General features: G+C 72.8%; 17 protein-coding genes. 6 read left to right on the plus strand and 11 right to left on the minus strand.

The genetic code is table 11. From position 1 onward, the window contains the following. Positions 1-10: 10 nt before the first annotated feature. Positions 11-2,005: an N-6 DNA methylase gene (locus tag ABZ860_RS25260; RefSeq protein ID WP_357224451.1), complete on the minus strand. Its 1,995-nt coding sequence runs from the start codon at positions 2,003-2,005 to the stop codon at positions 11-13. A gap of 145 nt (positions 2,006-2,150) precedes the next feature. Here ABZ860_RS25260 and ABZ860_RS25265 point away from each other — a divergent pair, with 145 nt between their 5' ends. Both ABZ860_RS25265 and ABZ860_RS25270 read left to right on the plus strand, forming a co-directional pair. Further along, positions 2,151-2,630, plus strand: coding sequence for a hypothetical protein (locus ABZ860_RS25265; protein WP_357224454.1), 480 nt, complete (start codon positions 2,151-2,153; stop codon positions 2,628-2,630). A 39-nt stretch (positions 2,631-2,669) separates the two neighbouring features. Continuing rightward, positions 2,670-4,268 (plus strand): GMC family oxidoreductase N-terminal domain-containing protein, encoded by a 1,599-nt coding sequence (locus ABZ860_RS25270; RefSeq protein ID WP_357224456.1) that lies wholly within the window; start codon positions 2,670-2,672, stop codon positions 4,266-4,268. Positions 4,269-4,272: 4 nt separating this feature from the next. Here ABZ860_RS25270 and treZ read toward each other — a convergent pair whose 3' ends face one another. From treZ to ABZ860_RS25295, 5 genes are all read right to left on the minus strand, one after another. Then, a complete protein-coding gene (gene treZ, locus ABZ860_RS25275) occupies positions 4,273-5,970 on the minus strand; it encodes a malto-oligosyltrehalose trehalohydrolase (RefSeq protein ID WP_357224459.1) in 1,698 nt (565 codons plus the stop codon). 28 nt (positions 5,971-5,998) lie between these two features. After that, the gene (treY, locus tag ABZ860_RS25280; RefSeq protein WP_357224462.1) at positions 5,999-8,197 is read right to left on the minus strand and encodes a malto-oligosyltrehalose synthase; all 2,199 of its coding nucleotides are present in this window, start codon (positions 8,195-8,197) and stop codon (positions 5,999-6,001) included. A 168-nt stretch (positions 8,198-8,365) separates the two neighbouring features. Next, positions 8,366-10,522, minus strand: coding sequence for a glycogen debranching protein GlgX (glgX, locus tag ABZ860_RS25285; protein ID WP_357224465.1), 2,157 nt, complete (start codon positions 10,520-10,522; stop codon positions 8,366-8,368). 285 nt (positions 10,523-10,807) lie between these two features. Next, on the minus strand, positions 10,808-11,581 hold the full coding sequence (locus tag ABZ860_RS25290; protein WP_357224468.1) for an MBL fold metallo-hydrolase: 774 nt from the start codon (positions 11,579-11,581) through the stop codon (positions 10,808-10,810). 53 nt (positions 11,582-11,634) lie between these two features. Beyond that, complete coding sequence (locus ABZ860_RS25295) at positions 11,635-12,006, minus strand: helix-turn-helix domain-containing protein (RefSeq protein WP_357224470.1); 372 nt, start codon at positions 12,004-12,006, stop codon at positions 11,635-11,637. Positions 12,007-12,082: 76 nt separating this feature from the next. Between ABZ860_RS25295 and ABZ860_RS25300 the strand changes: the two genes are divergently transcribed. Then, on the plus strand, positions 12,083-12,940 hold the full coding sequence (locus ABZ860_RS25300) for an SDR family oxidoreductase (protein ID WP_357224473.1): 858 nt from the start codon (positions 12,083-12,085) through the stop codon (positions 12,938-12,940). On the opposite strand, the gene ABZ860_RS25305 is transcribed toward ABZ860_RS25300, so the two are convergent. The 3 genes from ABZ860_RS25305 to ABZ860_RS25315 form a co-directional block, all read right to left on the minus strand. Further along, complete coding sequence (locus ABZ860_RS25305; RefSeq protein WP_357224475.1) at positions 12,941-16,240, minus strand: BTAD domain-containing putative transcriptional regulator; 3,300 nt, start codon at positions 16,238-16,240, stop codon at positions 12,941-12,943. It abuts the gene before it with no gap. 87 nt (positions 16,241-16,327) lie between these two features. After that, positions 16,328-17,647, minus strand: a complete 1,320-nt coding sequence (locus ABZ860_RS25310) for a HAMP domain-containing sensor histidine kinase (RefSeq protein WP_357224477.1) — start codon at positions 17,645-17,647, stop codon at positions 16,328-16,330. Positions 17,648-17,675: 28 nt separating this feature from the next. Further along, positions 17,676-18,359 (minus strand): response regulator transcription factor, encoded by a 684-nt coding sequence (locus ABZ860_RS25315; protein ID WP_357224479.1) that lies wholly within the window; start codon positions 18,357-18,359, stop codon positions 17,676-17,678. A gap of 156 nt (positions 18,360-18,515) precedes the next feature. On the opposite strand from ABZ860_RS25315, the gene ABZ860_RS25320 reads away from it, so the two are divergent. After that, a complete protein-coding gene (locus tag ABZ860_RS25320) occupies positions 18,516-19,148 on the plus strand; it encodes a hypothetical protein (RefSeq protein ID WP_357224482.1) in 633 nt (210 codons plus the stop codon). 27 nt (positions 19,149-19,175) lie between these two features. On the opposite strand, the gene ABZ860_RS25325 is transcribed toward ABZ860_RS25320, so the two are convergent. Beyond that, on the minus strand, positions 19,176-19,853 hold the full coding sequence (locus tag ABZ860_RS25325; RefSeq protein ID WP_357224485.1) for a DUF305 domain-containing protein: 678 nt from the start codon (positions 19,851-19,853) through the stop codon (positions 19,176-19,178). Between the two features lie 400 nt (positions 19,854-20,253). Here ABZ860_RS25325 and ABZ860_RS25330 point away from each other — a divergent pair, with 400 nt between their 5' ends. After that, positions 20,254-21,258, plus strand: a complete 1,005-nt coding sequence (locus ABZ860_RS25330) for a LacI family DNA-binding transcriptional regulator (protein WP_030510556.1) — start codon at positions 20,254-20,256, stop codon at positions 21,256-21,258. Further along, complete coding sequence (locus tag ABZ860_RS25335; protein WP_357224486.1) at positions 21,245-22,720, plus strand: serine/threonine-protein kinase; 1,476 nt, start codon at positions 21,245-21,247, stop codon at positions 22,718-22,720. The genes ABZ860_RS25330 and ABZ860_RS25335 overlap by 14 nt, the downstream gene beginning before the upstream one ends. Positions 22,721-22,869: 149 nt before the next feature. Here the strand turns inward: ABZ860_RS25335 and ABZ860_RS25340 are convergent, their stop codons facing one another. Next, positions 22,870-23,460 carry a class I SAM-dependent methyltransferase gene (locus ABZ860_RS25340; protein ID WP_357224488.1) on the minus strand — a complete coding sequence of 197 codons (591 nt, stop codon included), beginning with the start codon at positions 23,458-23,460 and terminating at the stop codon, positions 22,870-22,872. Between the last annotated feature and the right edge of the window lie 146 nt (positions 23,461-23,606).

Below are 23,606 nucleotides of genomic sequence, written 5' to 3' on the forward strand. Positions count from 1 at the left end.
GCACCCGACCCTACTCGTGCGGCCGTACCGCGCCGTGGGTGAGGCCGTCGGCCACCAGCCTGGCGAGGTCCTCCCCGAGCACCGCCGCCTCGCGCAGGGCCGACCGGAAACCGGCCAGGCGCCGGAACGCCGCGCCGTATCTGCGTTGCTCCTCCATCGGCAGCAGCGGCAGCTCCGCACGCCGCACGTCCACGCGATAGCGCGAGGACATGGAGGTGTAGTGGCGCACGTTGACGGACGCGCAGAGGAAACCGGCGAGGAAGTCGGGGTCGAGCACCTCGGGATCCGGCCGCAGCAGGGACAGGGAGGGGCCGAGCAGGGCGTCGCCCTTCGTCAGCACCCGGGCGACCGGAGCGGTCACGATCTGCGGCACCACGACATCACCGGGCCGTGTGACGATCGGCCTCGCCCCGGCCTGCTCGGGGGATCCCGTCGCGGGCCGGTCTTCGAGCACGTCCTCGACGGTGAGCACCGGCGCCCCCCGAAAGGGTTCCTCCCCGGGCCGCGCCGGTGTCTGCTGCTCCACGACGAGCATGCCGCGCCGCACCAGCTCGGGCAGCGGGACCAGGGCGAGTTCGTCGGGCGGCGCCGCCGCGACGGACGGCAGCAGCCCGGCGACGGTCCCGAACAGCTCGGCGAGGCGGGAGCGGGCTCCGGCGATGCACTCCGGTGACAGGTCGTCGGCGGCCGTGGACAGATAACGGGCGGGGGTGAGGTCCACGTCCTCGTCGAGCAGATCGACGAGCGGGACCGACCTGCTGACGCCCGGCTCGTCCAGCTCGCGCCCCTCGCCGAACTCCCGCCACGCCTCGACCGCCACCCCGGCGTAGTCGTCCGGCCTGCCGGAGGTGTCGACCATCAGCACATGGCTGGGCGTGCCGCCTTCGGCAGGCTGGCACAGGATCCACAGCGTCAGGCCGACCGCCACGTTGGGCATGGCGCCCTGCGGGAGCGCGACGACCGCGCGCAACGCGCCGCGCCGCAGCAGCTGGGACCTGATCCGGCGGCCCGACCTGCGGCTGGCGACGGCCGGGGGCATGAGGAGCACGGCCACGCCTCCCGGCGCCAGGTGGGCGAGCGCGTGCTGCACCCAGGCCAGCTCGGGCTCCACGCGCGGCGGCAGGCCGTACTCCCACCGGGGGTCGGCCGTCAGCTCCTCGTATCCCCAGTTGCGGTCGTTGAACGGCGGGTTGCACACCACCGCGTCGACCAGCTCGCCAGGGAAGGCGTCCGCGCGCAGGGAGTCTCCGGGCCTGATCCGCGCGTTGTCGCAGCGCAGCGCGAGCCGTACGGCGGTGAGCCGGGCGGCCACCGGGTCGACGTCCTGGCCGAGCAGCCGGGCCCCTGGCGCACGCTCGAGCGCGCGGCCGAGGATGCGTCCCGAACCGCAGGCCGGGTCGAGCATGGAGCCGAACCCGTCGCCCACGAGGTCGAGCGTGAGCGTGACGATCTCGGCGGGGGTGGAGTAGACGCGCCGGGTGTGCACCTCGAGGTAGCGCTCGCGCAGGAACTCGAAGGTGTCGCGGGCGCCGCGTTCGGCGGCCAGCCGGGCGATCGAGCGGACCAGCGGCACGCGGGTCGCCGGAACGCTCTCGGGGAACGCCTCCGCGCTGACGGTCTGCGCGCACGTCGCGCGCACCCGGGCCGGAAGTTCCCGCGCCACCTCATCGTCGGTCCCGGCCGAGAGCCTGTGCCAGTCGTCCGCCTCGTGCTGCACGTACACGAGGAAGGCCCCGAGGTCGGCGATCAGGTCGGCGAGGTCGTCGTCGTCGACGGTGGTGCGCAGGTCCTGCCAGAGCCACTCGTCCGGGGGCAGGTCCCTGCCCTCGGTGTGGCCGCGCAGCCACTCCCGGATCTCCTCGAGGGAGAACGCCGGGCTGGTGGACGTGCCTCCCACCGGCTCGGGAAAGTCGTCGTGCCTGCGCCGCCAGTTGCTGACCGCCGCACGTCCCACGCCGGCCAGGCGGGCGATGTCCGCCGCGGTGACGTGTACGTCTCGCCGCACGCCGCTCCGCCTTCCGCCAGTTCTCCGATCAGACCGGACCATATCCGATGCCCTGGACATGGGCAACGTCGCGCCAAGCACTGGTTGATTGTGTCAACACATGCTCTAATGGACGCCAGGAGTCGGCATGGAAGGGAGCAAGATCGTGAGCACCCCCATCACTCGCCTCAGGTCACTGCGTCGCGGGCGCGCGATCCATCTCCTGGACATCGAGAACCTGACCGGCTCCCCCCTCCCGACGACCCATGACGTACGGCGGGTGATGAGCGCCTACCAGCGCACGGTGCCGGTCGGGCCGCTGGACCAGTTCATCGTGGCGGTCAACCACAACGCGCTCGTCTCCGTGGGGATCGCGCTGCGCGGGGTGCAGTTGCTGGCCCGTTCGGGACCGGACGGCGCCGACCACGCCCTCGACGAGGCGGCCCGTACGGCCCGGGTGGATCTGCGGTTCGAGCGGGCGGTGATCGGGTCGGGCGACGGCTACTTCGCCGACCTGGCCCTGTGGCTGGCGGGCCGCGGCCTGCACGTCACCGTCGTCTCCCAGCGCCTCTGCCTGAGCTGGCGGCTCTACACCGCGGTCCCCGACACCGTCACCTTCGAACTGCCCGTCGCCCAGGCCGCGTGAGGCCTACCCTCGCTGGAACTGCGTGGGCAAGATGAGGGCGTGATCGACTATCTGGTGATCGGGGCCGGGTCGGCCGGGTGCGTCCTGGCCAACCGGCTGTCGGAGGACCCGGCCGTCCGCGTGCTGCTGGTCGAGGCGGGCGCCGCCGACCGCCACCCCCTCTACCACGTGCCCAAGGGATTCGGGAAGCTCTTCGACGATCCGCGGAAGGTCTGGCACTACCGGACCCAGCCGTTCGGTCCGGACGGGCAGGCCGAGATCTGGCCGCGCGGCAGGGTCCTCGGCGGGTCGAGCTCCATCAACGGCATGGTGTACAACCGCGGCCACCGCGCCGACTACGACGAACTCGTACGGCTCGGCAACCCGGGCTGGGGCTGGGACACGATTCTGCCGATCTTCCGGGCGATGGAGGACAACGCTCTGGGCGCCACGGCGACCCGCGGGGCGGGCGGGCCGCTGCACGTGTCCCCTCCACGCGACCCCGATCCCCTCTGCGACGAGATGATCGCATCCGGCGCCGCGCTCGGCCTGACCGCGATGCCGGACGTCAACGAGTCCGACGACGAACGCGTCGGCCATGCGATGGCGACCATCAAGGACGGGCGGCGGTTCAGCGCGGCCCGGGCCTTCCTGCACCCCGTACGCGACCGGCCCAACCTCACCGTCGTGACCGGCACGACGGTGACCGGGCTGCTGTTCGACGGCGACAAGGTCGCCGGGGTCACCGCCCGGGACGCCGGCGGCGCCGTGGTCGAATACCGCGCGGCCCGGGAGGTCGTCCTGTCCCTGGGCAGCCTGGGCACGCCGAAACTGCTGCAGTCCTCCGGCATCGGCCCCGCGGAGGTGCTGCGGGCGGCCGGAGTGGAGGTCCGGGTCGACCGGCCGATGGTCGGCGCCCGCATGCGCGAGCACCGGTGCCTGGCGCTGAAGTTCCGGCTGAAGGACGACCTCGGCTACAACCGCATGCTGTCCACGCCGCTGCGGCAGGGCGTCACCGCGCTGCGCTACCTGATGAACCGCGGGGGCCCGCTCGCCGCACCGGCCTACGACGTGATCGCCTTCCTCAAGACCCGGCCCGAGCTGGACCGGCCGGACGCCCAGCTCCTGATGGGGCCGTGGTCGGTGGCGACCTACCGGGCGGGCGAGACGGTCACGGTCGAGCGGCAGCCCGGGGTCTCGGTCGTCGCCGAGATCCTCCGCCCGACCGCGGAGGGCAGCGTGGCCATCACCTCCGCCGACCCCGGCGCGCCGCTGCGCATCGAGCCCAACTACTTCGGCTCCGAGCACGACCGGCGCGTCGGCGTCGACCTGTTCCGCCGGATGCGCGAGTACTTCGCCCAGGAGCCGATCGCCGGACGGCTGGCGTCCGAGACGTTCCCCGGGCCCCAGGTCGGCTCCGACGAGGAGATCATCGACGCGGCGCTGAGCGGCGGCTACTGCGGCTACCACGCCATGGGCACCTGCGCCATGGGTCCGGGAGACGACGACGTGGTGGACTCCCGGCTGCGCGTGCGAGGCCTCGACAACCTGCGGATCGTCGACTGCTCGGTGCTGCCCACCATGATCTCGGGCAACCTGAACGGCCCCGTCATGGCGATGGCATGGCACGCCGCGGACCTCATCCGCGGCGCGGCCTGACCGCTCAGACCTCCGCGACGGCCAGGGAGCGGCCCGGCAGGTCGAGCACGTCGCCGGTCAGGCGAGCGGACTCGTCCGAGGCCAGCAGGAGCCGCGACGCGGCCAGCCGTACGGGCACCGGGCCTTCGGCGAAGTTGGCCGCGATCCGCAGCGCGCCGCGTTCGATCACCACGACGCGCCGGTCCTCGTCCACCTCGACCCGCACCCGGTCAAGACGGGGATCGGTGAGATCGGGATGAGACCTGCGGAGCGCGAGCAGGTCGCGATACCAGCCCAGCAGCGCGGCGTGCTCGTCCTTCGCCAGTTCTTCCCAGTCGAGCTTGGAGCGCAGGAAGGTCGTCTCCTCGCCCGGTTCTGGGGCCTTCCAGTCGTAGCCGAAGCCCTCGAACTCCTTCCTGCGCCGTTCGCCCTCGCCCTCGGCGAGGTGCGGCTCGAAGTGGTCGGTGAAGAAGTAGAACGGGGTGGTCGCTCCCCACTCCTCGCCCATGAACAGCATCGGGGTGAACGGCGAGGTCAGCAGCAGCCCGGAGGCGAGGCGGAGCTGCTCGGGACGCATGCGGTCGCCCTCGGGGCGGTTGCCGATCTGGTCGTGGTTCTGCGCGCAGCAGACGAAGCGGTGGCCGGGAATCCCGGTCGCCGGCCTGCCGTGGGAGCGGCCGCGGAACGACGAGTAGGTGCCGTCGTGGAAGTAGCCGGAGGTGAGCACCTTGGCCAGGGACGACAGGGTGGCGAAGTCGCCGTAGTAGGCGTTGGTCTCCCCCGTGACGTTCGCGTGGATGGCGTGGTGCACGTCGTCGTTCCAGCTCGCGTGCATGCCGAGGCCGCCCGCCTCGCGCGGGGTGACCATACGGGGGTCGTTGAGGTCCGACTCGGCGATGAGCGTCAGCGGGCGGCCGACCGCTGCGGACAGCGCGTCGACCTCGGCCGACAGCTCCTCCAGGAAGTGGACGGCGCGCTTGTCGTGCAGGGCGTGCACGGCGTCGAGGCGCAGCCCGTCGATGTGGTAGTCACGCAGCCACTGCAGGGCGTTCTCGATGAAGTAGCGCCGCACCCCGTCCGAGCCGGGCCCGTCCAGGTTGACCGCGTCGCCCCAGTAGGACCCCTTCGCGTCGTGGAAGTAGGGCCCGAACTTGGCCAGGTAGTTGCCCGAAGGACCGAGGTGGTTGTAGACGACGTCGAGGATGACGCCGAGACCGGCCCGGTGGCAGGCGTCCACCAGGCTCTTGAGCCCGTCGGGGCCGCCGTACTCCTCGAAGACCGCGTAGAGGTCCACGCCGTCGTAGCCCCAGTTGCGCTTTCCCGGCACGGGCGGCACCGGCATGATCTCGACGAAGTCGACGCCGAGGCCGACCAGGTGCTCCAGCCGGTCGGCCACTCCCTGGAAGGTGCCTTCGGGCGAGAACGTGCCGACGTGCAGCTCGTAGATCACCCCGCCGCGCAGGTCGCGGCCGTGCCAGTCCTGGTCGGTCCAGGCGAACCTGTCGTGGTGGTAGACCCGGCTCGGGCCGTTCACCCCGTACGGCTGCCGCCGCGTCCGGGGATCGGGGAACGGCCCGTCGCCGTCGACGAAGAAGGCGTAGTCGAGGTCGTGCTCGTCGCCGGGGGCGGTCCACCGGCCGTCCTCGCCCCGCGACATCTCATGCCGGGCGCCCCCGTATTCGACCTCGACCCGCCCCGCCCCGGGCGCCCACACCTCGAACATGCGCATCTCCCCCTATCGGACGAAGCCGTCAGCCCTCGAGAATCGCGACCGGATACGCGGACAGCAGGTCGGCCATCCGCACCTCGCCCGCGTGCTCGGCGCCGGTGAGCAGGTCGCGCCAGCGCCCCTGCGGCAGCGTGATCGTGTCGCTCCCCCAGCCGCCCCTGCGCTCCAGCCCGACCGGCAGCCGGGTCGCGACCACGACCGCGGCCGTCCCCTGCCCGGGAACGCCCCGCGTGAACGCGACCGCGTGCTCCCCCGCCTCGATCGGCGCGTACGGCGCCTCGAGGTCGAGCCGCTGCCGCAGGCCGAGCGCGGCGGCGGTGACGCGGATCTTCTGGCCGTCCCAGCTGTCGTCGGGATCGGCCAGCAGCCGGCGGCGCCGCTCGAAGTCCACCGGCCGGCGGTTGTCCGGGTCGACCAGGGAGAAGTCGGTGATCTCGTTGCCCTGGTAGACGTCCGGGATGCCCGGCATGAGGAGCTGGACGGCCTTCTGCCCCAGCGAGTTGACCTGGGCGTACCGGTCCACGACCTCGGTGAAGGCGGCGACCGAGTATCCGCAGGCGTCGATGGCCCGCCGGGCGAAGTCCCTGATGCCCTCCTCGTAGGCCGGGTCGGGGTTCAGCCAGGAGACGGACGTCTTGGCCTCGCGCGCCGCCTTGAGCAGGTAGTCGGTGAAGCGGTCGAGGGGGATCGGCCAGGCCGCCATCAGCGACTGCCAGGCGAGGTAGTCGAGCTTGGGGTCGAACGACACGGCCGCGGCCCAGGAGTCGACGGCCATCGTCCACTCCTCGTGCAGCTCCGACAGCACGGCGAGCCGGGCGCGCACGTCCTCCGACCGCTTGGTGTCGTGGGTGGACAGCGTGGTCATCGTCCGCGGCGGCAGCCCGGCGCAGAACGCGTGGAACTCGGCGGGCGACACCCCGAACCTGTCGGGCTCCCCGCCCACCTCGTTGAGGCAGGCCAGCGGATACCACCGGTAGAGCGCGGTGTCCTCCACGCCCTTGGCCATGACCGGCCCGCAGGTCTGCTGGAAGCGGGTGACCGCCTCGGGCGGGCCGTACAGGACGAGGTTGGCGGCCTTGGCCACGGCGTCGGGATCGGTCCTGGTGGCCGCCAGCGCGGCCGCCTCCTGGACGATCGCCTCGGATTCCGCGGAAGGCTGCTCGCCCGGGTTCACATACGCCCGGTAGACGGGCATCGCGGCCAGCAGCTCCACGACGGCCTCGCGCAGCTCCGGGTCGCCGAGATCGTCGGTCAGCCGGTCGACCTCCCCGCGGAAGAACAGGTCGATGACGTACTTCTTGGAGTCGTGGCGCACGGTCTCGTAGTCGTCGCGCACGCCGGTGTGGCGGCCGAACGTCTCGATCAGCGCGTCGCGGCCGGCCGGGTCGACGAACAGCCGGGTAATCATGTTGAGCGCGTCGTATCCGGTGGTCCCGTCGCACGGCCAGTCGGCGGGCAGCCGTTCGCCGTCGATGAGGATCTTCTCCACCCACAGCGGGCCGGGCACGTGCGGGCGCAGCCGCCGCAGGTAGCCGCGGGGGTCGGCCAGGCCGTCGGGGTGGTCGACGCGCAGCCCGTGGACGACCCCCTCGTCGATGAGGCGGAAGGTGACGGCGTGGGTGGCCTCGAAGACCTCGGGGTCCTCCACGCGCAGGCCCATCAGCGACGACACGTCGAAGAACCGCCGATAGCCGGGGCTCTCCCGCCAGTGGGCCAGCCGGTAGTGCTGGGCCTCCAGCAGCTCCGGCAGCGGCAGGTGCTCGGTGCCCGGCCTGATCGGGAACGCGTGGTCGTGGTAGCGCAGCACCTGACCGTCCACGCGGAGCGCATCGTCGGCGTCGTCCCCGAGCAGCGGCAGGGTGACCGGCCACTGGAAGTCGAACCACCGGGAGGCCGGCGACGCAGGGCCGTCCCGCAGCGCCGCCCACAGCTGGGCGTTGTCCGACTCGGGCACCGGCACGGTCATGTGGTTGGGCACGATGTCGGAGACCAGCGGCATGCCCTCGGCCGCCAGCGCCCGCAGGCCCTCCTCGCCGCCGAACTCCTCGCGTACGCGGCCGTGGTCGGTCACGTCGTACCCGTGCTGCGACTCCCGGCAGGCCTGGAGGATCGGCGACAGGTAGAGGTGGCCCACCCCCAGATCGCGGAGGTATCCGACGAGGCTCGCGGCCTGGGCGAATCCGAAGTCAGGCGTCAGCTGCACCCGATAGGTAGAAGTCACCGAACCGCCTTTCGCAGCGCGTTTCCGGAGGTCGTGTCCATAGTGCACGTCATGAGCGCGCCCCGGCCAGCACCGCGACGGCCGGGAGGAGCGCAGGGCTGGAAGCCCTTTTGCCCGGTGCGACGCGGACTAACGCCGCATCGCACTCTATTCGGGCATCGGTGCTGGTCAGGACCCCAGCACGGGCCGGACGCGGCGCAGCACCCGCACCGACCGGCCGCTGACGGGCACGGCCTCGCCGGCCCGGCACACACGTGACTCGCTCAGCACCGGCATCGCCGTGTCCAGCTCGGTCGCCCACAGCTCGCCGTAGTCGTCGGGGATCGTGAACTTGATGACCTCGTGGTGGGCGTTGAACAGCAGCAGGAACGAGTCGTCGCTGATCCGCCGGCCGCGCCGGTCGGGCTCGGTGATGGCGTCGCCGTTCAGGAACACCGCCAGCGCCTTGGCGTAGCCGTTCGTCCAGTCGGCGTCGGCCATCTCCGTGCCGGACGGCGTGAGCCAGGCGATGTCGCTCAGCTCGTCGTGCGACCCCCGCACGGGCCGGCCGTAGAAGAAGCGGCGGCGGCGGAAGACCGGGTGGTCGCGGCGCAGCCGGGCCAGGCGCCGGGTGAAGTCGAGCAGCTGGCGCTTCTCCCTGGTTCCCGTGTCGTCCCTCGCACCGGCCTCCAGGATCGCGCCCCAGTCGACCCAGCTGATCTCGTTGTCCTGGCAGTAGGCGTTGTTGTTGCCCTGCTGGGTGCGGCCGATCTCGTCGCCGTGCGACAGCATGGGCACGCCCTGCGACAGGAACAGCGTGGCCAGGAAGTTGCGCTTCTGCCGCTCGCGGAGCTGGGCGACCGGACCGGTGGCCGGGCCCTCCACCCCGCAGTTCCAGGAGCGGTTGTCGTCCGCGCCGTCGCGGTTGTCCTCGCCGTTGGCCGCGTTGTGCTTGTCGTTGTACGACACGAGGTCCTGCAGCGTGAAGCCGTCGTGGCAGGTGACGAAGTTGATCGACGCGGCCGGGCGGCGGCTGTCGTCCTGGTAGAGGTCGCTCGACCCGGTCAGGCGGCTGGCGAACTCCGGCAGGGCGGCGGGCTCGCCCCGCCACAGGTCACGGATCGTGTCACGGTAGCGGCCGTTCCACTCGGTCCAGCGGGCCGGGAAGTTGCCGACCTGGTAGCCGCCGGGCCCGACGTCCCACGGCTCGGCGATGAGCTTGACCTGCGACAGCACCGGGTCCTGCTGGACGAGGTCGAAGAAGGCGCTCAGCCGGTCGACCTCGTGCAGCTCGCGGGCGAGGGAGGCCGCGAGGTCGAAGCGGAAGCCGTCCACATGCATGTCGCGCACCCAGTAGCGCAGCGAGTCCATAATCAGCTGGAGTGCGTGCGGGCTGCGCATCAGCAGGCTGTTGCCGGTGCCGGTGGTGTCCATGTAGTAGCGCCGGTCGTCCTCGACCAGCCGGTAGTAGTTGGCGTTGTCGATGCCGCGCATGGACAGGGTCGGGCCGAGGTGGTTGCCCTCCGCCGTGTGGTTGTAGACGACGTCGAGGATCACCTCGATGCCCGCCTCGTGCAGGGCCTTCACCATCGCCTTGAACTCCAGCACCTGACCGCCGCGCTGCCCCGAGCTGGAGTACGCGTTGTGCGGGGCGAAGAAGCCGATCGTGTTGTAGCCCCAGTAGTTGGACAGCCCCCGCTTCTCCAGCATGTGGTCGGTCACGAACTGGTGGACCGGCATGAGCTCGATCGCGGTGACGCCGAGCGAGGTGAGGTGGTCGATGATCTCGGGGTGGCCAAGGGCGGCGTACGTGCCCCGGATCCGCTCGGGGATCTTCGGGTGGCTGATCGTGAGGCCGCGCACGTGGGCCTCGTAGATCACGGTGTCGTGGTAGGGCGTGGCCGGCGGCCGGTCGTGCCCCCACCCGAAGAACGGGTTCACGACGATCGACCTCGGCGTGTAGGGCGCCGAGTCGCTGTCGTCCCGGCTGTCCGGCTCGCCGAAGCGGTAGCCGTACACCGCCTGGTCCCAGTTGACCGAGCCCTCGACCGCCTTGGCGTACGGGTCGATCAGCAGCTTGTTGGGGTTGCAGCGCAGGCCGTCCGCGGGCGAGTACGGCCCGTGGACGCGGTAGCCGTACCGCTGGCCCGGCCCCACCCCGGGCAGGTAGCAGTGCCAGACGAAGCCGTCCACCTCGCTCAGCGACACGCGCTCCTCGTTGCCCTCGTCGTCGAACAGGCACAGCTCGACGCGCTCGGCCACCTCCGAGAAGAGCGCGAAGTTGGTGCCCGCGCCGTCGTACGTCGCCCCGAGCGGATAGGAATCCCCCGGCCAGATCTCCCTCACTGGACCTCCTCGCCCTCCGGCTCGGCGGTCACGCCGGGAAGGTCCCGGAGCCCACCGGCTCTATGGTCGCGCTCGCTCACGGCCCGGCCCCTCCCGGGAACCCCGCGCGCGAGATCGTGATGCTGGATGTCGTTCACAAGACATCGTGCCTGCCCAGAAAAGGCTTCGACAGTCCCGCCACGTTAACTGCGTGTATGGCAACGGGTTGAACCGCCCATCAACCGGCAAAGCGCCGGTGACCTGGACCGACTCGCCGAACACGGACGCGGGGCGGCCGCCCGCCCGTCACGCACCGCAGCCGCCCGGCTCCGGCTCACCCGGGCCGGGCGCCCCGGCGAGGCCGCGTACGGCGCCGATCACCCGGGCGACGAGGTCCCCGGTCACGGTGGGCCCGTGGGCCGACGCGATCGCGATGATCTCCATGGCCGCGAGCCGGTCCACGTTGCGGCCGAAGATCCGCGGGTCGAGCCACCGGTGCCAGGGGCTGAGCGCGGCGCCGAAGGCGCGCACGGCCTCCAGGTAGTCCTCCGGCGGGAGGTCCCCCGCGTCCGCGGTCGCGACCCGCGCCTCGGCGCCGAAGCAGTCGGCCGCCCAGTAGACCCCGCTGCGGTCGTCGTACAGTCCACGGGTCCCCGGCGCGTCGTAGAGCGGGGGCCGCACCGCGGTCAGCCGCCGGTCGCCCGCGTCGAACGACTCGTCGTCGGCGATCCGGCGCGTACGGCCCGGCGGCGGCGCGAAGCCGCGCCCCGGACGCGGGGGCGAGCCGGTGACCAGCGTCGCGGACGGGCACATCTCCAGGGCGGTCTCCAGGTTGCCCGCGTGGTCGGGGTCGTCGTGGCTCAGGAAGATCCACCGCACGTCGCGCGGCTCCACGACGGAGAAGACGTCGTCGATCCAGCGCTTGCGGTGCTCGGCCGCGCCGGTGTCCACGATCACCGGCTCGCGCCCGGTGATGACCATCGAGTCGGTGTGCGCGTATCCCCCCGCGACGGGTTCGATCACCGGGACGAGCACCACGTCGGGCGCGATCCGCCAGGGACCTGTCGGCTGTGTGTCCATGCTCACAGGTTCGGCGGGCGGTCTTGTTCCGAACTTGGCGCGGGCTTGCCCGGTCAGCGTCTCTCGTGGCGCTCGCGGGCGGCGACGACCTCGGGCATGCGCTCCTCCGTCCAGGCGAGGAGGGGAAGCAGGCGCTCGGCGGCCTCGCGGCCGAGCGGGGTGAGGCTGTATTCGACCCGGGGCGGGATCGTGTGCTCGGCCTCCCGCAGCACCATGCCGTCGCGTTCCAGCGCCTGGAGGGTCTGGGACAGCATCTTCTCGCTCACCCCGTCCACGCGGCGGCGCAGGGCGTTGAAGCGGTAGGGCCCCTCGTGCAGGGCCGCCAGCGCCAGGATCGCCCACCTGCCGGTGATGGTCTCCAGCACGGTGCGCGATGTGCACTTCCGTGAGAAGACGTCGGCGACGAGCTCCTCGAACTCCTCCATGGGCGTCAGCTTACGCTCTCGCGGTACTTTCTGATAGAAAGCACTAACCAGCGGGAAGCACTGTGGAGGAGAAACCATGATTGTCGTGACCGGAGCTACCGGACACCTCGGCCGGCTGGTCGTCGAGGAGCTCGCCGGGCGCGTGCCCGCCTCGCGGATCGTCGCGGCGGTGCGCAGCCCGGAGAAGGCGGCCGACCTGGCCGAGCGGGGCATCCAGGTGCGCGAGGCCGACTACGACCGGCCCGTCACGCTGGGACCGGCGTTCGAGGGCGCCACCAGGGTCCTGCTGGTCTCCGGCAGCGAGCCCGGCCGGCGGGTCGACCAGCACAAGGCCGTGGTGGACGCCGCCAAGGCGGCCGGCGTCGAGCTGCTCGCCTACACGAGCATCCCCCGCGCCGACACCACTCCACTGGGCCTCGCGCCCGACCACAAGGCGACCGAGGAGTACATCCGCGCGAGCGGGCCGCCCTTCGCCTTCCTGCGCAACGGCTGGTATCACGAGAACTACATCGCGGCGGCCCGGCACGGCGCGCAGAGCGGCGTCATCCCGGGCAGCGTCAGGGACGGCCGCGTCGCCTCGGCGGCGCGCGCCGACTTCGCGGCCGCGGCGGCCGCCGTCCTGACGGGTGAAGGTCACCGGAACGCGGTGTACGAGCTGACGGGCGACGTCGCCTGGAGCATGCCCGAGCTGGCCGCCGTGGTCTCCGAACTGTCCGGCACGCCGGTCGAGTATCGGGACCTGCCCGTCGCGGAGTACGCCAAGGCGCTGGAGGCGAGCGGCATGCCCGGGCCGGTCGCGGCCCTGTTCGCCCAGGTCGACGCCGACATCGCCGACGGCTGGCTCGGCGACACCCCCGGCGACCTGTCCCGCCTCATCGGCCGGCCGACCACGCCGCTGCGCGACACCCTCGCCGAAGCCCTCAAGGACGGGTGATCACAGGCGGTCGAGCAGGTCCAGGATCGGCTTCTCGTAGAGGACCGCCCCGGAGCGGCGGACGAGAGCGAGCGCGGCGCGCAGGCGGGGGCCCGCCGCCTCGCGGTCGTCCGTCGCGAGCGCCAGGCGGGCCAGGCACAGGTCGGTCACCGACCAGCCGAGCAGGCGGCCCTGGTGGGGCAGGAGCAGGTCGTGCAGCGCCGCCGCCGCGGCCCTGTCGTCCAGGGCCAGGCACACCTCGCTCAGCAGGTCGGGGATGAACCGGTAGGCGAGGTCGCCCCGCATGCCGGCGAAGCCGTCGCAGGCCAGCCCCGCGAGGACCTGCGCCGCCTCGTCCCTCCTGCCGAGGTCGAGCAGGGCCGCGCAGCGCAGCACCCGCCATCCGGGCTGGCCGGGCCGACGCGCCAGCGCCTCCTCGGCCAGCGCCAGCGCCGCCGCCGCGTCACCCCGCGTCCGCGCCGCCAGGCAGCCGAACACGAGGGCCCGGCTCTCGGCGTGGTCGCGGCCGAACGCGCCCTCCGGATGGACCCGGGCCGACTCCTCCGCCTCCGCCAGAGCACGCACGGGGTCGCCGCGGAGATAGGCGTGGATCGCCGACAGCCAGGCGGTGAGGCTGAGCAGGGCGGGCTGCCTGATCCTGCGCGCGGTGTCCGACAGCCACGTCAGCAGCCGGTCCGCCCGCTCCAGCTCGCCCTGTTTGACCAGCTCGACGTGCTCGGCCTCCCGAGCCAGCCATTCGGCCACCAGGTCGCCGGTCCGGCGGGCCACCTCGGTCATCTCGTCGACGGCCGCCTGCCGCTCGGCGTGCCCGGCGACCCCACGCGAGAGGATCTCGTACGCGCTCAGCGCCCGCAGCAGCGACCTGTCGTCCCCCCGCAGGCGGGCCTCCCGTACGGCCTCGGCCGCGAGCGCGCAGCTCTCCTCCACCGGCCGGGTGAAACAGCCCGTGACGGCGAAGGCCGCCAGGAGCTGGGAGCGCCAGGGCGAGCCCTCCCCCTGGCTGCGCAGCGCCCGCTCGATCCGCCCGGTCAGCGCGCCGCCCGCGGCCCACTCCTCGTACATCGCCCACGACAGCGGATCGGAGAACCCGAGCGCGGCGCGGGCCAGCCGGTCGTCGTCCCCGAGAGCGTCGGCGATCTCGGCCGCCTCCTCCAGCGAGGCGTGGACCTGCGTGCTCATCCCGGCGGCCGACTGCGCCTCGGCGAGGCCGAGCAGCAGGTCGCACCGCAGCATCCGGCTTCCCCTCGAGGCCGGCACCGGGAGCTGGCCGGTGAGGGCGACGGCGTGCCGCAGGTGCTCGACGGCGTCCTCGTAGGCGAACTGGGCCATGGCGTGGGCGGCCGCCTGCCGGGCGTACTCGATCGCCTTGGCCGCCATGCCCGAGATGACCAGGCCCTCGCGGTAGTGGTGCGCCAGCTCGGCCAGGTGGGTGCCGCGCCGTTCGAGCACGGCCGCGATGCCGGCGTGCAGGCGGCGCCTGCGCAGCGAGGCGAGGCCGTCGCGCAGCACGTCGCGGACGATGTCGTGGGCGAACCGGTAGACGAGGTCGTGCTCGGTGAGCAGGCGCCCCCGGACGGCGGCGTCGAGCACGTCGAGCACCTCCTCGCGCGGCACGTCCATCACGTCGTGCACCACGTCGAGCAGCACGTCCAGCGGGGCGTCGCGACCCAGCAGCGCCGCCGCCGACAGGACGCCCGGGGCGCCCGGCGGCATCGCCGCCATCCTGCCGCGCAGCACGTCCGCGACCGCGCCCGGCACCTCGCCGCCGCCCAGGTGGACGAGCTCACCCAGGAAGAAGGGGTTGCCGCCGGTCCGCCGCGCCACCTCGGCCACCCGCGTCGCGTCCGCGCCCGCCCGCCGCAGATACTCCGCGATGGCGTCCTCGCCGAGGCCGCCCAGCATGATCCGCTCGACGTGCGGGAGCCGTACGAGCGTGGCGAGCGTGCGGGCCAGCGGCCCGCCGACCTCCGTGTCGCGGTACGTCGCGACCACGGCCAGCTCCCGGCACGAGCGCGTGGTGGCGAGGAACTCCAGCAGGCGCAGGGACGAGGCGTCGGCCCACTGGAGATCGTCGAGGACGACGAGCACCCTGCCGTGTGCCCTGTCGTGCGCCGCGGCGTGCTCGGCGACGAGCCGGGCGAACGCCTCGTACAGCGCGAACTCCCCGGTCGCGCCGAGTATCTCGGCCAGTTCGCCGTGCCGCCCGGTGAGCTGCCGTACGGCCTGGGCCCAGGGCCAGAACGGCGGCGCGCCCGTGCCGTCCCAGCAGCGGCCGAAGACCGCGACGGGCGCGTGCGCGGCGGCGTCCTCCGCAAGGCTGGTCTTGCCGATGCCCGGCTCGCCCGCCACGAGCACGATCCGCGGGCCGTCGGCGGCGACGGCGCGGCGCAGGACGCGCGATTCGGCGGCCCGCCCGATGAGCGCGTCCTCCCGCCGTCCGGGACCGTCAGGGTCGGCGTCGGGCACGGGGGTCAGGGCGGGGGTCGCGGTGGTGGTCACGGTGGGGGCGGGATCGCGGAGAGCCGGCGGCGAGGGCGTCAGCGCGGGGTCCTGCTCCAGGATCCGCCGCTCCAGCTCGCGGGAGCGCGGATCGGGATCCAGGCCGAGTTCGCCGACGAGCACCCGGCGGCCCTCGGTGAGCAGGGCGAGCGCGTCGGCCTGACGACCGGCCTGATAGAGGGCGTGCGCGCCGAGCCTGCGCAGCCGCTCACGCAGGGGATGCGCCGCCACGAGCCTCGTCAGCTCGGGCACCAGCGCCCGCCCGAGCCCGAGCGCGAGCTCGGCCTGGGCCACGTCCTCGACGACCGAGAGCCTGAGCTCCGCCAGATGGGCGATCTCGTCGCGCGCCCAGGGCTCGTCCTCGAACCCCGCCAGCGGCTCGCCCCGCCACTCCTCCAGAGCCAGGCGGAGCCGCCCCGCGGCTTCCGCGTGGTCGCCCGCCTCCAGCAGCCGCCTGCCCGCCGCGACGGCGGCCCCGGCGCGGCCGAGGTCGAAGCTCTCGGGCGGCAGCTCGATCGCGTACCCGCCCGGCCTGCTGACCAGCACCGACGGCTTCTCCCTGCGCACCCGGCCGGGTTCGAGCACGCGCCGCAGCTTCGACACGTACGCCTGCACGGTGTTGACCGCCCCCGGCGGCGGCTCCCGCTCCCACAGCGCGTCCACGATCCTGGCCGTGCTCACCGGACGCGGCGCCGCCAGCACACACAAGGCCAGCACCGCCCGCTGCTGGGACGGCCCGATGTCGAGCGGCGTCCCCCCGTCGTCGAGCACGACGACCGGGCCGAGCACGCGGAACTCCAACGCGATCCCCTCCGGTTGCGGTCCCCCGAATGTATCCCGCCACAGTAGGAGTTTTCGGACGATCGATGGACGATTCGTGACAACAGGTCAGAGACGAGAGCCGCGGGTGCGCCGCAGCAGACGGCGACGCGGGCCGGCGGCCCGGCCGTCGGTGTGCAACCACAGGTTGACGCCGGTCCCCCCGAGCGCCGAGGGTTCGATGCGCACCCCGCCGCCCGTCGACTCGGCCAGGCGCCGGGCGATGTCGAGGCCGAGCCCGGTCGAGCCGGCCCCGCTGTTGCCCCGCCGCAGCGCCTTCTCAGGATCGGGGATGCCCGGGCCCGCGTCCGCGACGAGGATGCCCACCATGCCGCTCCCCCGGTGCAGAGTGACGCGGAAGGCCGTGCCCTGCGGCGTGTGACGGAAGACGTTGCCGAGCAGCGCGTCGACCACCGCGCCGAGATCGGCCGCGGCGACCGGCACCGGGCTGGGCTCGTCCGCGCCGACGAGCTGCCACGGCCGCGCCTGGTCCTCGGCCAGGGCCGACCAGAAGTCGAGCCGTTCCCGGAGCACGAGCGCGGCGTCGCAGCCCGCCGGCGCGGCCCGGGACGGCCGCCGGGCGGCTTCGATGATCTCGTCCACGGCCCGTTCGAGCCGGTCGATGGCGAGCCTGCGCTGCTCGGCCTCGGGACCGGTGCCGCCGAGGTTGAGCCGCAGTGCCGTCAGCGGGGTGCGCAGCCGGTGCGACAGGTCGGCGGCGAGCTCGCGCTCGGCCGCGAGCAGTCCCGCCACCTGGTCGGCCATCGCGTTGAACGCGCGCCCGGCGGCCACCAGCTCGGGCGGGCCGTCCGGGACGATGCGCACCGTCAGATCGCCCGCCCCGAGGGCCGCCGCCGCCTGCCCGAGCCTGCGGGCCGCCCGGACCACCCGGGCCCCGAGCCGGTCGGCCACCACCACCGACCCCACCACCAGGGTGACCGCGACGCCGGTCAGCACGGCCCAGGAGGTGGACACGCCCTGCCTCGCGTCCGCCTCGGGCGCGTACGCCTCGATGACGGCCCGCCGCCCCCCGCCCAGCGCGACCGGCCTGAGCAGCACGTATCCCTTGCTGACCGGCACGGTCCTGGCGCTTTCCGCCGCGCTCGCGACGTCGGCGGCCGTGACGCGGGAGCGGCCCACCGTGCGCCCGCCGGCGAGGTGGACGGCCAGGCGCGAGGTCCCCGCCGGAGTGCTGGCCAGCGCGCGCTCCAGCGCGGCCGCGTCGTCGGTCACCACGAGGGCGGGCACGATCGTGGCGGCCTGGCGCTCGGCGTCGGCGAGCGCGCGGCTCTCGGCGATCTCCTTGACCGCCACGGCCAGCGGGATGAGGAAGGCCAGCGCGACCATCGCCGTCACGGCCACCGCCACCAGGGCCAGGCTCCGTCTCACCGCCGCTCCCGCTCCGGGCTTCGGGGGTTCAGTCCTCGGAAGGAGGGCTGAGCCGTACGCCCACACCCCGCACGGTGTGCAGATATCGGGGACGGGAGGCGCTCTCGCCGAGCTTTCGCCGCAACCAGGACAGGTGGACGTCGATCGTCTGGTCGTCCCCGTACGACTGCCGCCACACCTCGGCCAGCAGTTCCCTGCGCGAGATGACGCGGTCGGGACGGGCCGCGAGGTAGGCCAGCAGGTCGAACTCGCGGCGGGTGAGGTCGAGCGGCACGCCGTCGAGGCGGGCCTCCCTGCGGTCGGCGTCGACGACCAGGCCGCCGACCCTCGCGACCGACGACGGCACCCCGGGCCTGGCCCGGCGCAGCACGGCCTCCAGGCGGGCGTTGAGGTGGTCGCCGGAGAACGGCTTGACCAGGTAGTCGTCAGCGCCATCGCGCAGCAGGCGGACGATCTCGGCCTCGTCGTCCCGCGCGGTGGCCACGATGACCGGCACGTCTGAGATCGCCCGGAGCATCTTCAGCGCCTCCGCGCCGTCGAGGTCGGGCAGCCCCAGATCGAGGACGACCACGTCGGGGGCGACGTGGGCGATCTCCCGCAGGGCGTCGAGCGCCCGGCCCGCGCTGCGGACCGCGTGGCTGCGCCCGGTCAGGTCGCGAATGATCGCGGACCGGACGAACTCGTCGTCCTCAACCACCAGAACGGTCGCCATGGGGCAGAAACGTACACTCCCGCCCCGTACGGCGTCCCAGGAAGAGCAATCCGAAACATCGGGATTTGCGGCTATTTAAGGCATGCACAAATCCATACAGGTTGACCGAAAAGGACCGAGCGGCAATTCGGATCAAGGGATAGAGTGAGCGGCCACATGAGAAGGGCCGCCGGTTACTTGATCGCCTGGTGCGGAGCCACCGCGCTCGCCGTCGGCGTGTCCTGGCTGGGCGTGCGCGACGTGCTGCGCAGCGCGATCCTGGACGAGGCGCCCCTCGCCCCCGTGGTGGCCGTCGCCGCGCCCCTGTCCGCCTCGCCGAGCGTCCCCGTGCCCACCCCGCAGGGCACCCCGGACGGCGAACCCTCGGAGGAGCCGTCCGGGAAGCCGGCCGGCCGTCAGTCCGGCGAGCCGTCCTCCGGCGGCGCGACGCCCGGCCGCCGGTCCCCCTCCCGGCCCACCGCCGCTCCGGCGCGGACCTCCCCGGCGCCGCGCCCGGCCCGCGCCACGCGGCCGGCGAGATCGACGGAGTCCTCGCCCGCCGCCCGGCAGCGCAAGGCCGCCGCCGGGGAGAGCCTGCACACGTTCACGCTGAAGGGCGGCCGGGCGACGATCGCGGTGACCTCGGCGGACTGCCGCGTGGTGACGGCGACCCCGAACGACGGCTACGAGGTCAAGGTCTGGGAGGCCGACCAGTGGCTGCGGGTCGCGTTCCTCCGGGACGCCCACGAGTCGTCGGCGTTCTGCACGTGGAACGCCCTGCCGCCCAGGCTCGACACGTACGAGAACTGAGGGGTCCCGGCCGCCCGGCGGGAGAACTCAGTCCAGGAGGGCGCGGTACTTCTTGAGCTCCTTGACCTCGGCGCCCAGCGAGGTGGCGGTGGCGACGGCCAGCGCCTTGGCTCCCGCGAAGGCGCCGCCGGCCTGCTCGGCCCGGGCGAGCTTGATCGCGCCGTTGTCGTGCTCGATCATCAGCGTCACGTACTTCCGGTCGAAGGACGGGCCGCTCAGCTTGGCGAGCGCCTCGATCTCGGCCCGCTTCTGCGCACCCGGCATCGCGTGGTCGCGCGGCAGCGGCTCCGCACCCCACATGTCGAGCCAGTCCTTGAGCGTGCGGATGTCGGTGTCGCGGGCCGTGGCGACCTTCGCCGCGTACTCCCTGACCCACGGGTCGCCCGCGTGTGTCTGCGCGAGCTGGGCCATCTCCAGGGCCTGGAGGTGGTGCGGCACCATCTGCCGGGCGAACGCCACGTCGGCGGCGTTGCTCCCCGCGGCGCCGGTCTCGTTCGGCGTGGCGCTGAGCACGGGCTCGGGGGTCTGCGCGGCCTCGGAGCCCGTCGTCGCCTCGGAGCCCGTCGTCGCCTCGGAGCTCGGCGCCGCCTCCGAACTGAGCGAGGCGGCCGCCGGGGAGGGCGAGGCGGCCTCGCCCGACGGGTCCGGCGCGCCGCATCCGGCGAGCAGGGCCGCCGCGAGCACGCCCGTTAACGCCCCCGTCACACGAGACGTCGCAGCGGGGAGCCGGCGGAGTTTGGTCGTCACTGGAAGGCCTTTCCGGTTCTGGCTCGGGGACGGACGCGACGGCCGCCGGGGCCGGGCGCGATGGGTCCGTCCGTGATCCCTTGCCGCAGGACCCTACCGCCGGGCGGCGCTCCGGCCCCCCTCGCAGGCGTTTCGGCATATTTACGGTGATTATCGGACAAGCTGGGCATCACGTGTCAAAATTCCCATTCGCTTCCCTGGATCACGCCCGTGCTCTAGCCTCCAACTGTGCCAAAGCGGAGCGAAACTCTACGAAAGGTTTCACACCGAGGAAACCTCTGTTGACACGAGCGAAACAGTGATACTTTCGCTTGGGAGCGCTCCCAAGCCGTGTGAACCTTCGGGCCGAGGAGACCGGATGGCCGATCTTCCCACCCTCGCAGAGGTAGCCGCCGCAGCCGGCGTCTCCCCGGCAACAGCTTCCCGGGTCTTGACCGGCTCGGTACGCGTGACCACGTCGACCCGCCGACAAGTCCACGACGCGATGTCGCGTCTGGGCTATGTACGGCGCCGCGCCCCCAGGGGATCCGCGGGCAGGCGGGCCGAGCAGATCATCGCCGCGGTCGTCTGCGAGCACAGTCCACGCCTTTTCACCGAGCCGTTCTACGCCAGGCTCCTGTCCGCCTGCGAGGAGGTGCTGACGACGCACGGGGTCCCGATGGTCGTGATGACCGCGACCCCTGCGACCGCCTCCATCGCCGCACCGCCGCTGGTCGCGGGCGCCGTCGACGGCGTCCTTCTGATCGGCGCACGCGCGCGGCACCCCCTCGCGGTCACGCTGGCGGCCTCGGGCGTCCCGGTGCGCTGTGCCGGGCGGCCGCCAGACGGCATCGACCTCCCGTTCGTCGACATGGACAACCGTGACGGCGGACGGCAGGCGGCCGAGCACCTGCTGCTCAACAACCGCAAGCACATCGCCACCATCGCCGGGCCGCCGACCCTGCCGGCCGCCCGCGACCGGCTGGAGGGCTTCCGGCAGACGCTTCGCGACGCCGGCGTGCTCGACATGCCCGTGGCGTACGGCGACTTCACCCACGCCTCGGGCGCGCACGCCATGCAGTGGCTGCTGCAACGGGCGCCGCACCTCGACGCCGTGTTCGCGGCATCGGACGTGATGGCGGCCGGGGCGATGCAGACACTGCGCCGCGCCGGGCGGAAGGTGCCGGACGACGTGGCCGTCATCGGATACGACGACGCGCCCGTGGCCAGGCACACCTCGCCGACGCTGACCACCGTAAGGCAGCCCGTCGAGGAAATGGCCACGCTCGCCGCACGACTGCTTCTCATGACACTCGGGGACGGGGACAATCCCAAGGGCAATCCGGTGCTGCCCACGGAACTGGTGGTTCGTGAATCGGCCTGAGCTTCGAGAAGGCGACGTCCTGACCCGTCGTTATCTGCTCCAAGAGCGGATAGCGACGGGCGGGATGTCGGTCATCTGGCGTGCCTTCGACCAGTCACTTCAGCGCATGGTCGCGATCAAGGTGCTAGACGGGTCGCTCGACGACGACAATCCCGGACGGGAACTCATGCGCCGGGAGGCCAGGGCCACGGCCCGGCTGATCCACCCGGACGCGATCGAGGTCTACGACTACGGCGAGACGGTCACGAACGGCGGCAGGCTGGCGTCTTTCGTGGTCATGCGCCTGCTGGAGGGCCGGTCGCTGGCCGACCGGATCATCGAGGGGCCGCTGCCCTGGGCCGAGGCGGTGGAGATCGCCGCCGGGCTGGCGAAGGTGCTGGCGGCGGCCCATGACCGGGGCATCGTCCACAGGGACGTCACCCCGGAGAACGTGCTGCTCGCCGAGGACGGGCCCAAGCTGCTCGACTTCGGCATCGCCGCGTTCATCGGCGAGGCCGACGACCAGCTCGTCGCCGACTTCGGCACGCCGCCGTACGTCGCGCCGGAGCGGCTGAAGGGGACGACGGCCGATCCGGCCGTGGACGTCTACGCGCTCGGCGTGCTGCTGTTCGAGATGCTCACCGGCGCTCTGCCCTACCCGGAGAAGACCTGGGAGGCGATCGAGGCGGCACGGCGGGAGGGACCTCCCCCGGCGCCCGAAGGGGTGCCGGGCCTGCCGCAGGAGGTCGCCGACCTGTGCCGGCGCTGCCTGTGCCCCGACCCGGTGGACCGGCCGAGCGCGCGGGCCGTCGCCGCCGCGCTGACCGCGGTGAAGAAGCCGCCGGGACCGCGCGGGGCCGGCTGGGGCGCCGCCGCCGTCGGGGCCGCGGCCCTGGGCGGCATCCTCTGGTTCACCCAGACGCACGGCCCGCAGGTCGGAGCCGCCGCCGTACTGCCCAGCCCGTCGCCCGCGTACGCGCAGGCCACCGCCTCACCGCCGCCGCCTCCGGTCGAAGCCGCCGCCGAACCCCGGCACACGGTCGCACCCGTCGCGGACCCCGTACGCACGACCGCGCCGGTCCGGCATCACCCCTCCCCCTCGCTCAGCGTCAAGGCCGTCAAGAAGGACCGGCAGGCTGCGGACACCGTGAGGCGGCCGAAGACCTCGGCCACCCGCAAGTCCGAAGTGGCGCCGCTGCCGCTGGCCACCACGGCCGCGCCGCTGCGGGTCGACACCGCGGTCCGGCAGTTCAACCTGCTCGTTGACGGCGCGGAGGCCACCCACGACATCGACGACGACGTCGCGCTCGACCTCAAGCAGGTGTTGCGCAACGCCGTCGGCAACGGTCAGGGGCTGTCCGCCATACGCGCCAAGGTCGAGGTCCGGTACCAGGAGGGACGGCTGCCGCTCACGTTGAAGGAGGAACTGCTGGCCGCGCTCGACCGGGTCGAAGCCGCCCTGACCGAGGCCAGCGACACCTGAAGTGGGAGCGCTCCCAGAACAACACTCTGTTGAGTTCGGTCAGGACCAAAAGTCCAACCCGAGTCCGTTAAGCGGTCACACCGCGACCGTAATTATCGTCCACCGCCGTGGGGCCGGCCGACGTCGCCCAGCCCCCGGGCCTCCGGCGCTCAGTTCCGTCTGATCGTCGCGAGCCATGCCGGTGCGCCGTCGTCGTGATATCTCGCCTGAATCCGATCGGGTTCGACGGCGGCGATGTTCCATCCGTCGCCCGGGCGGAACGCCGCTCTCAACTCTTCCCGGCTGACGGGGTGCGGACCCGTGCCGGGACCGTCGTCGCCGAAGCACAACACGTACAGGGTTCCCCCGGGTTCGGTCACCGACGCGAGACTCGTCACGTATCCGGATCGCTCGTCGCCGTCGAGGGTGTGGAACAGCCCGCAGTCCAGCACCGTCTCGAACCTGCGCCCCAAACGGTCCAGGCGGAGGGCGTCGGCCGCGGCGAACTCGGCCTCGATTCCACGTTCGCGGGCCTTCGCCCGGGCGATCGCCAGTGCCGTCTCGGCCACGTCGACGCCCAGGACCGGCAACCCCAGCGAGGCGACGTGAAGGGCGTTCTCCCCGGTCCCGCAGCCCGCGTCGAGAACCGCTCCGGCGAATCCGCCTGCGGATGCCAGACGCACTATCGCCGGCTGCGGCCCTCCGATGTCCCACGGCGCGGGACCGTCGTGGTAGGACGCGTCCCATGGCAGTCCGGTCATTCGTTCATGACTGGTCGGATGCCGCCCGCCGAACGGATCCTCGGCCAGGCTCTCCGATCTCTCCGGCACCTTCTTCCCCCTCTTCGCATTGATCATTTCGACTCCACCGTCCGAGTCAAGCCCTTGCATAGGAAAGGCAAAACCGG

The sequence above is a fragment of the Microbispora sp. NPDC046973 genome (assembly GCF_040644495.1).
Classification (GTDB): Bacteria; Actinomycetota; Actinomycetes; order Streptosporangiales; family Streptosporangiaceae; genus Microbispora.

Excerpts from the sequence above, each read along its gene's own strand:
- treZ (WP_357224459.1), bottom strand. The coding sequence starts at position 5,970 with ATGTTCGAGGTGTGGGCGCCCGGGGCGGGGCGGGTCGAGGTCGAATAC.
- ABZ860_RS25290 (WP_357224468.1), bottom strand. The coding sequence starts at position 11,581 with ATGGACACACAGCCGACAGGTCCCTGGCGGATCGCGCCCGACGTGGTG.
- ABZ860_RS25295 (WP_357224470.1), bottom strand. The coding sequence starts at position 12,006 with ATGGAGGAGTTCGAGGAGCTCGTCGCCGACGTCTTCTCACGGAAGTGC.
- ABZ860_RS25300 (WP_357224473.1), top strand. The coding sequence starts at position 12,083 with ATGATTGTCGTGACCGGAGCTACCGGACACCTCGGCCGGCTGGTCGTC.
- ABZ860_RS25315 (WP_357224479.1), bottom strand. The coding sequence starts at position 18,359 with ATGGCGACCGTTCTGGTGGTTGAGGACGACGAGTTCGTCCGGTCCGCG.
- ABZ860_RS25320 (WP_357224482.1), top strand. The coding sequence starts at position 18,516 with ATGAGAAGGGCCGCCGGTTACTTGATCGCCTGGTGCGGAGCCACCGCG.
- ABZ860_RS25330 (WP_030510556.1), top strand. The coding sequence starts at position 20,254 with ATGGCCGATCTTCCCACCCTCGCAGAGGTAGCCGCCGCAGCCGGCGTC.
- ABZ860_RS25340 (WP_357224488.1), bottom strand. The coding sequence starts at position 23,460 with ATGACCGGACTGCCATGGGACGCGTCCTACCACGACGGTCCCGCGCCG.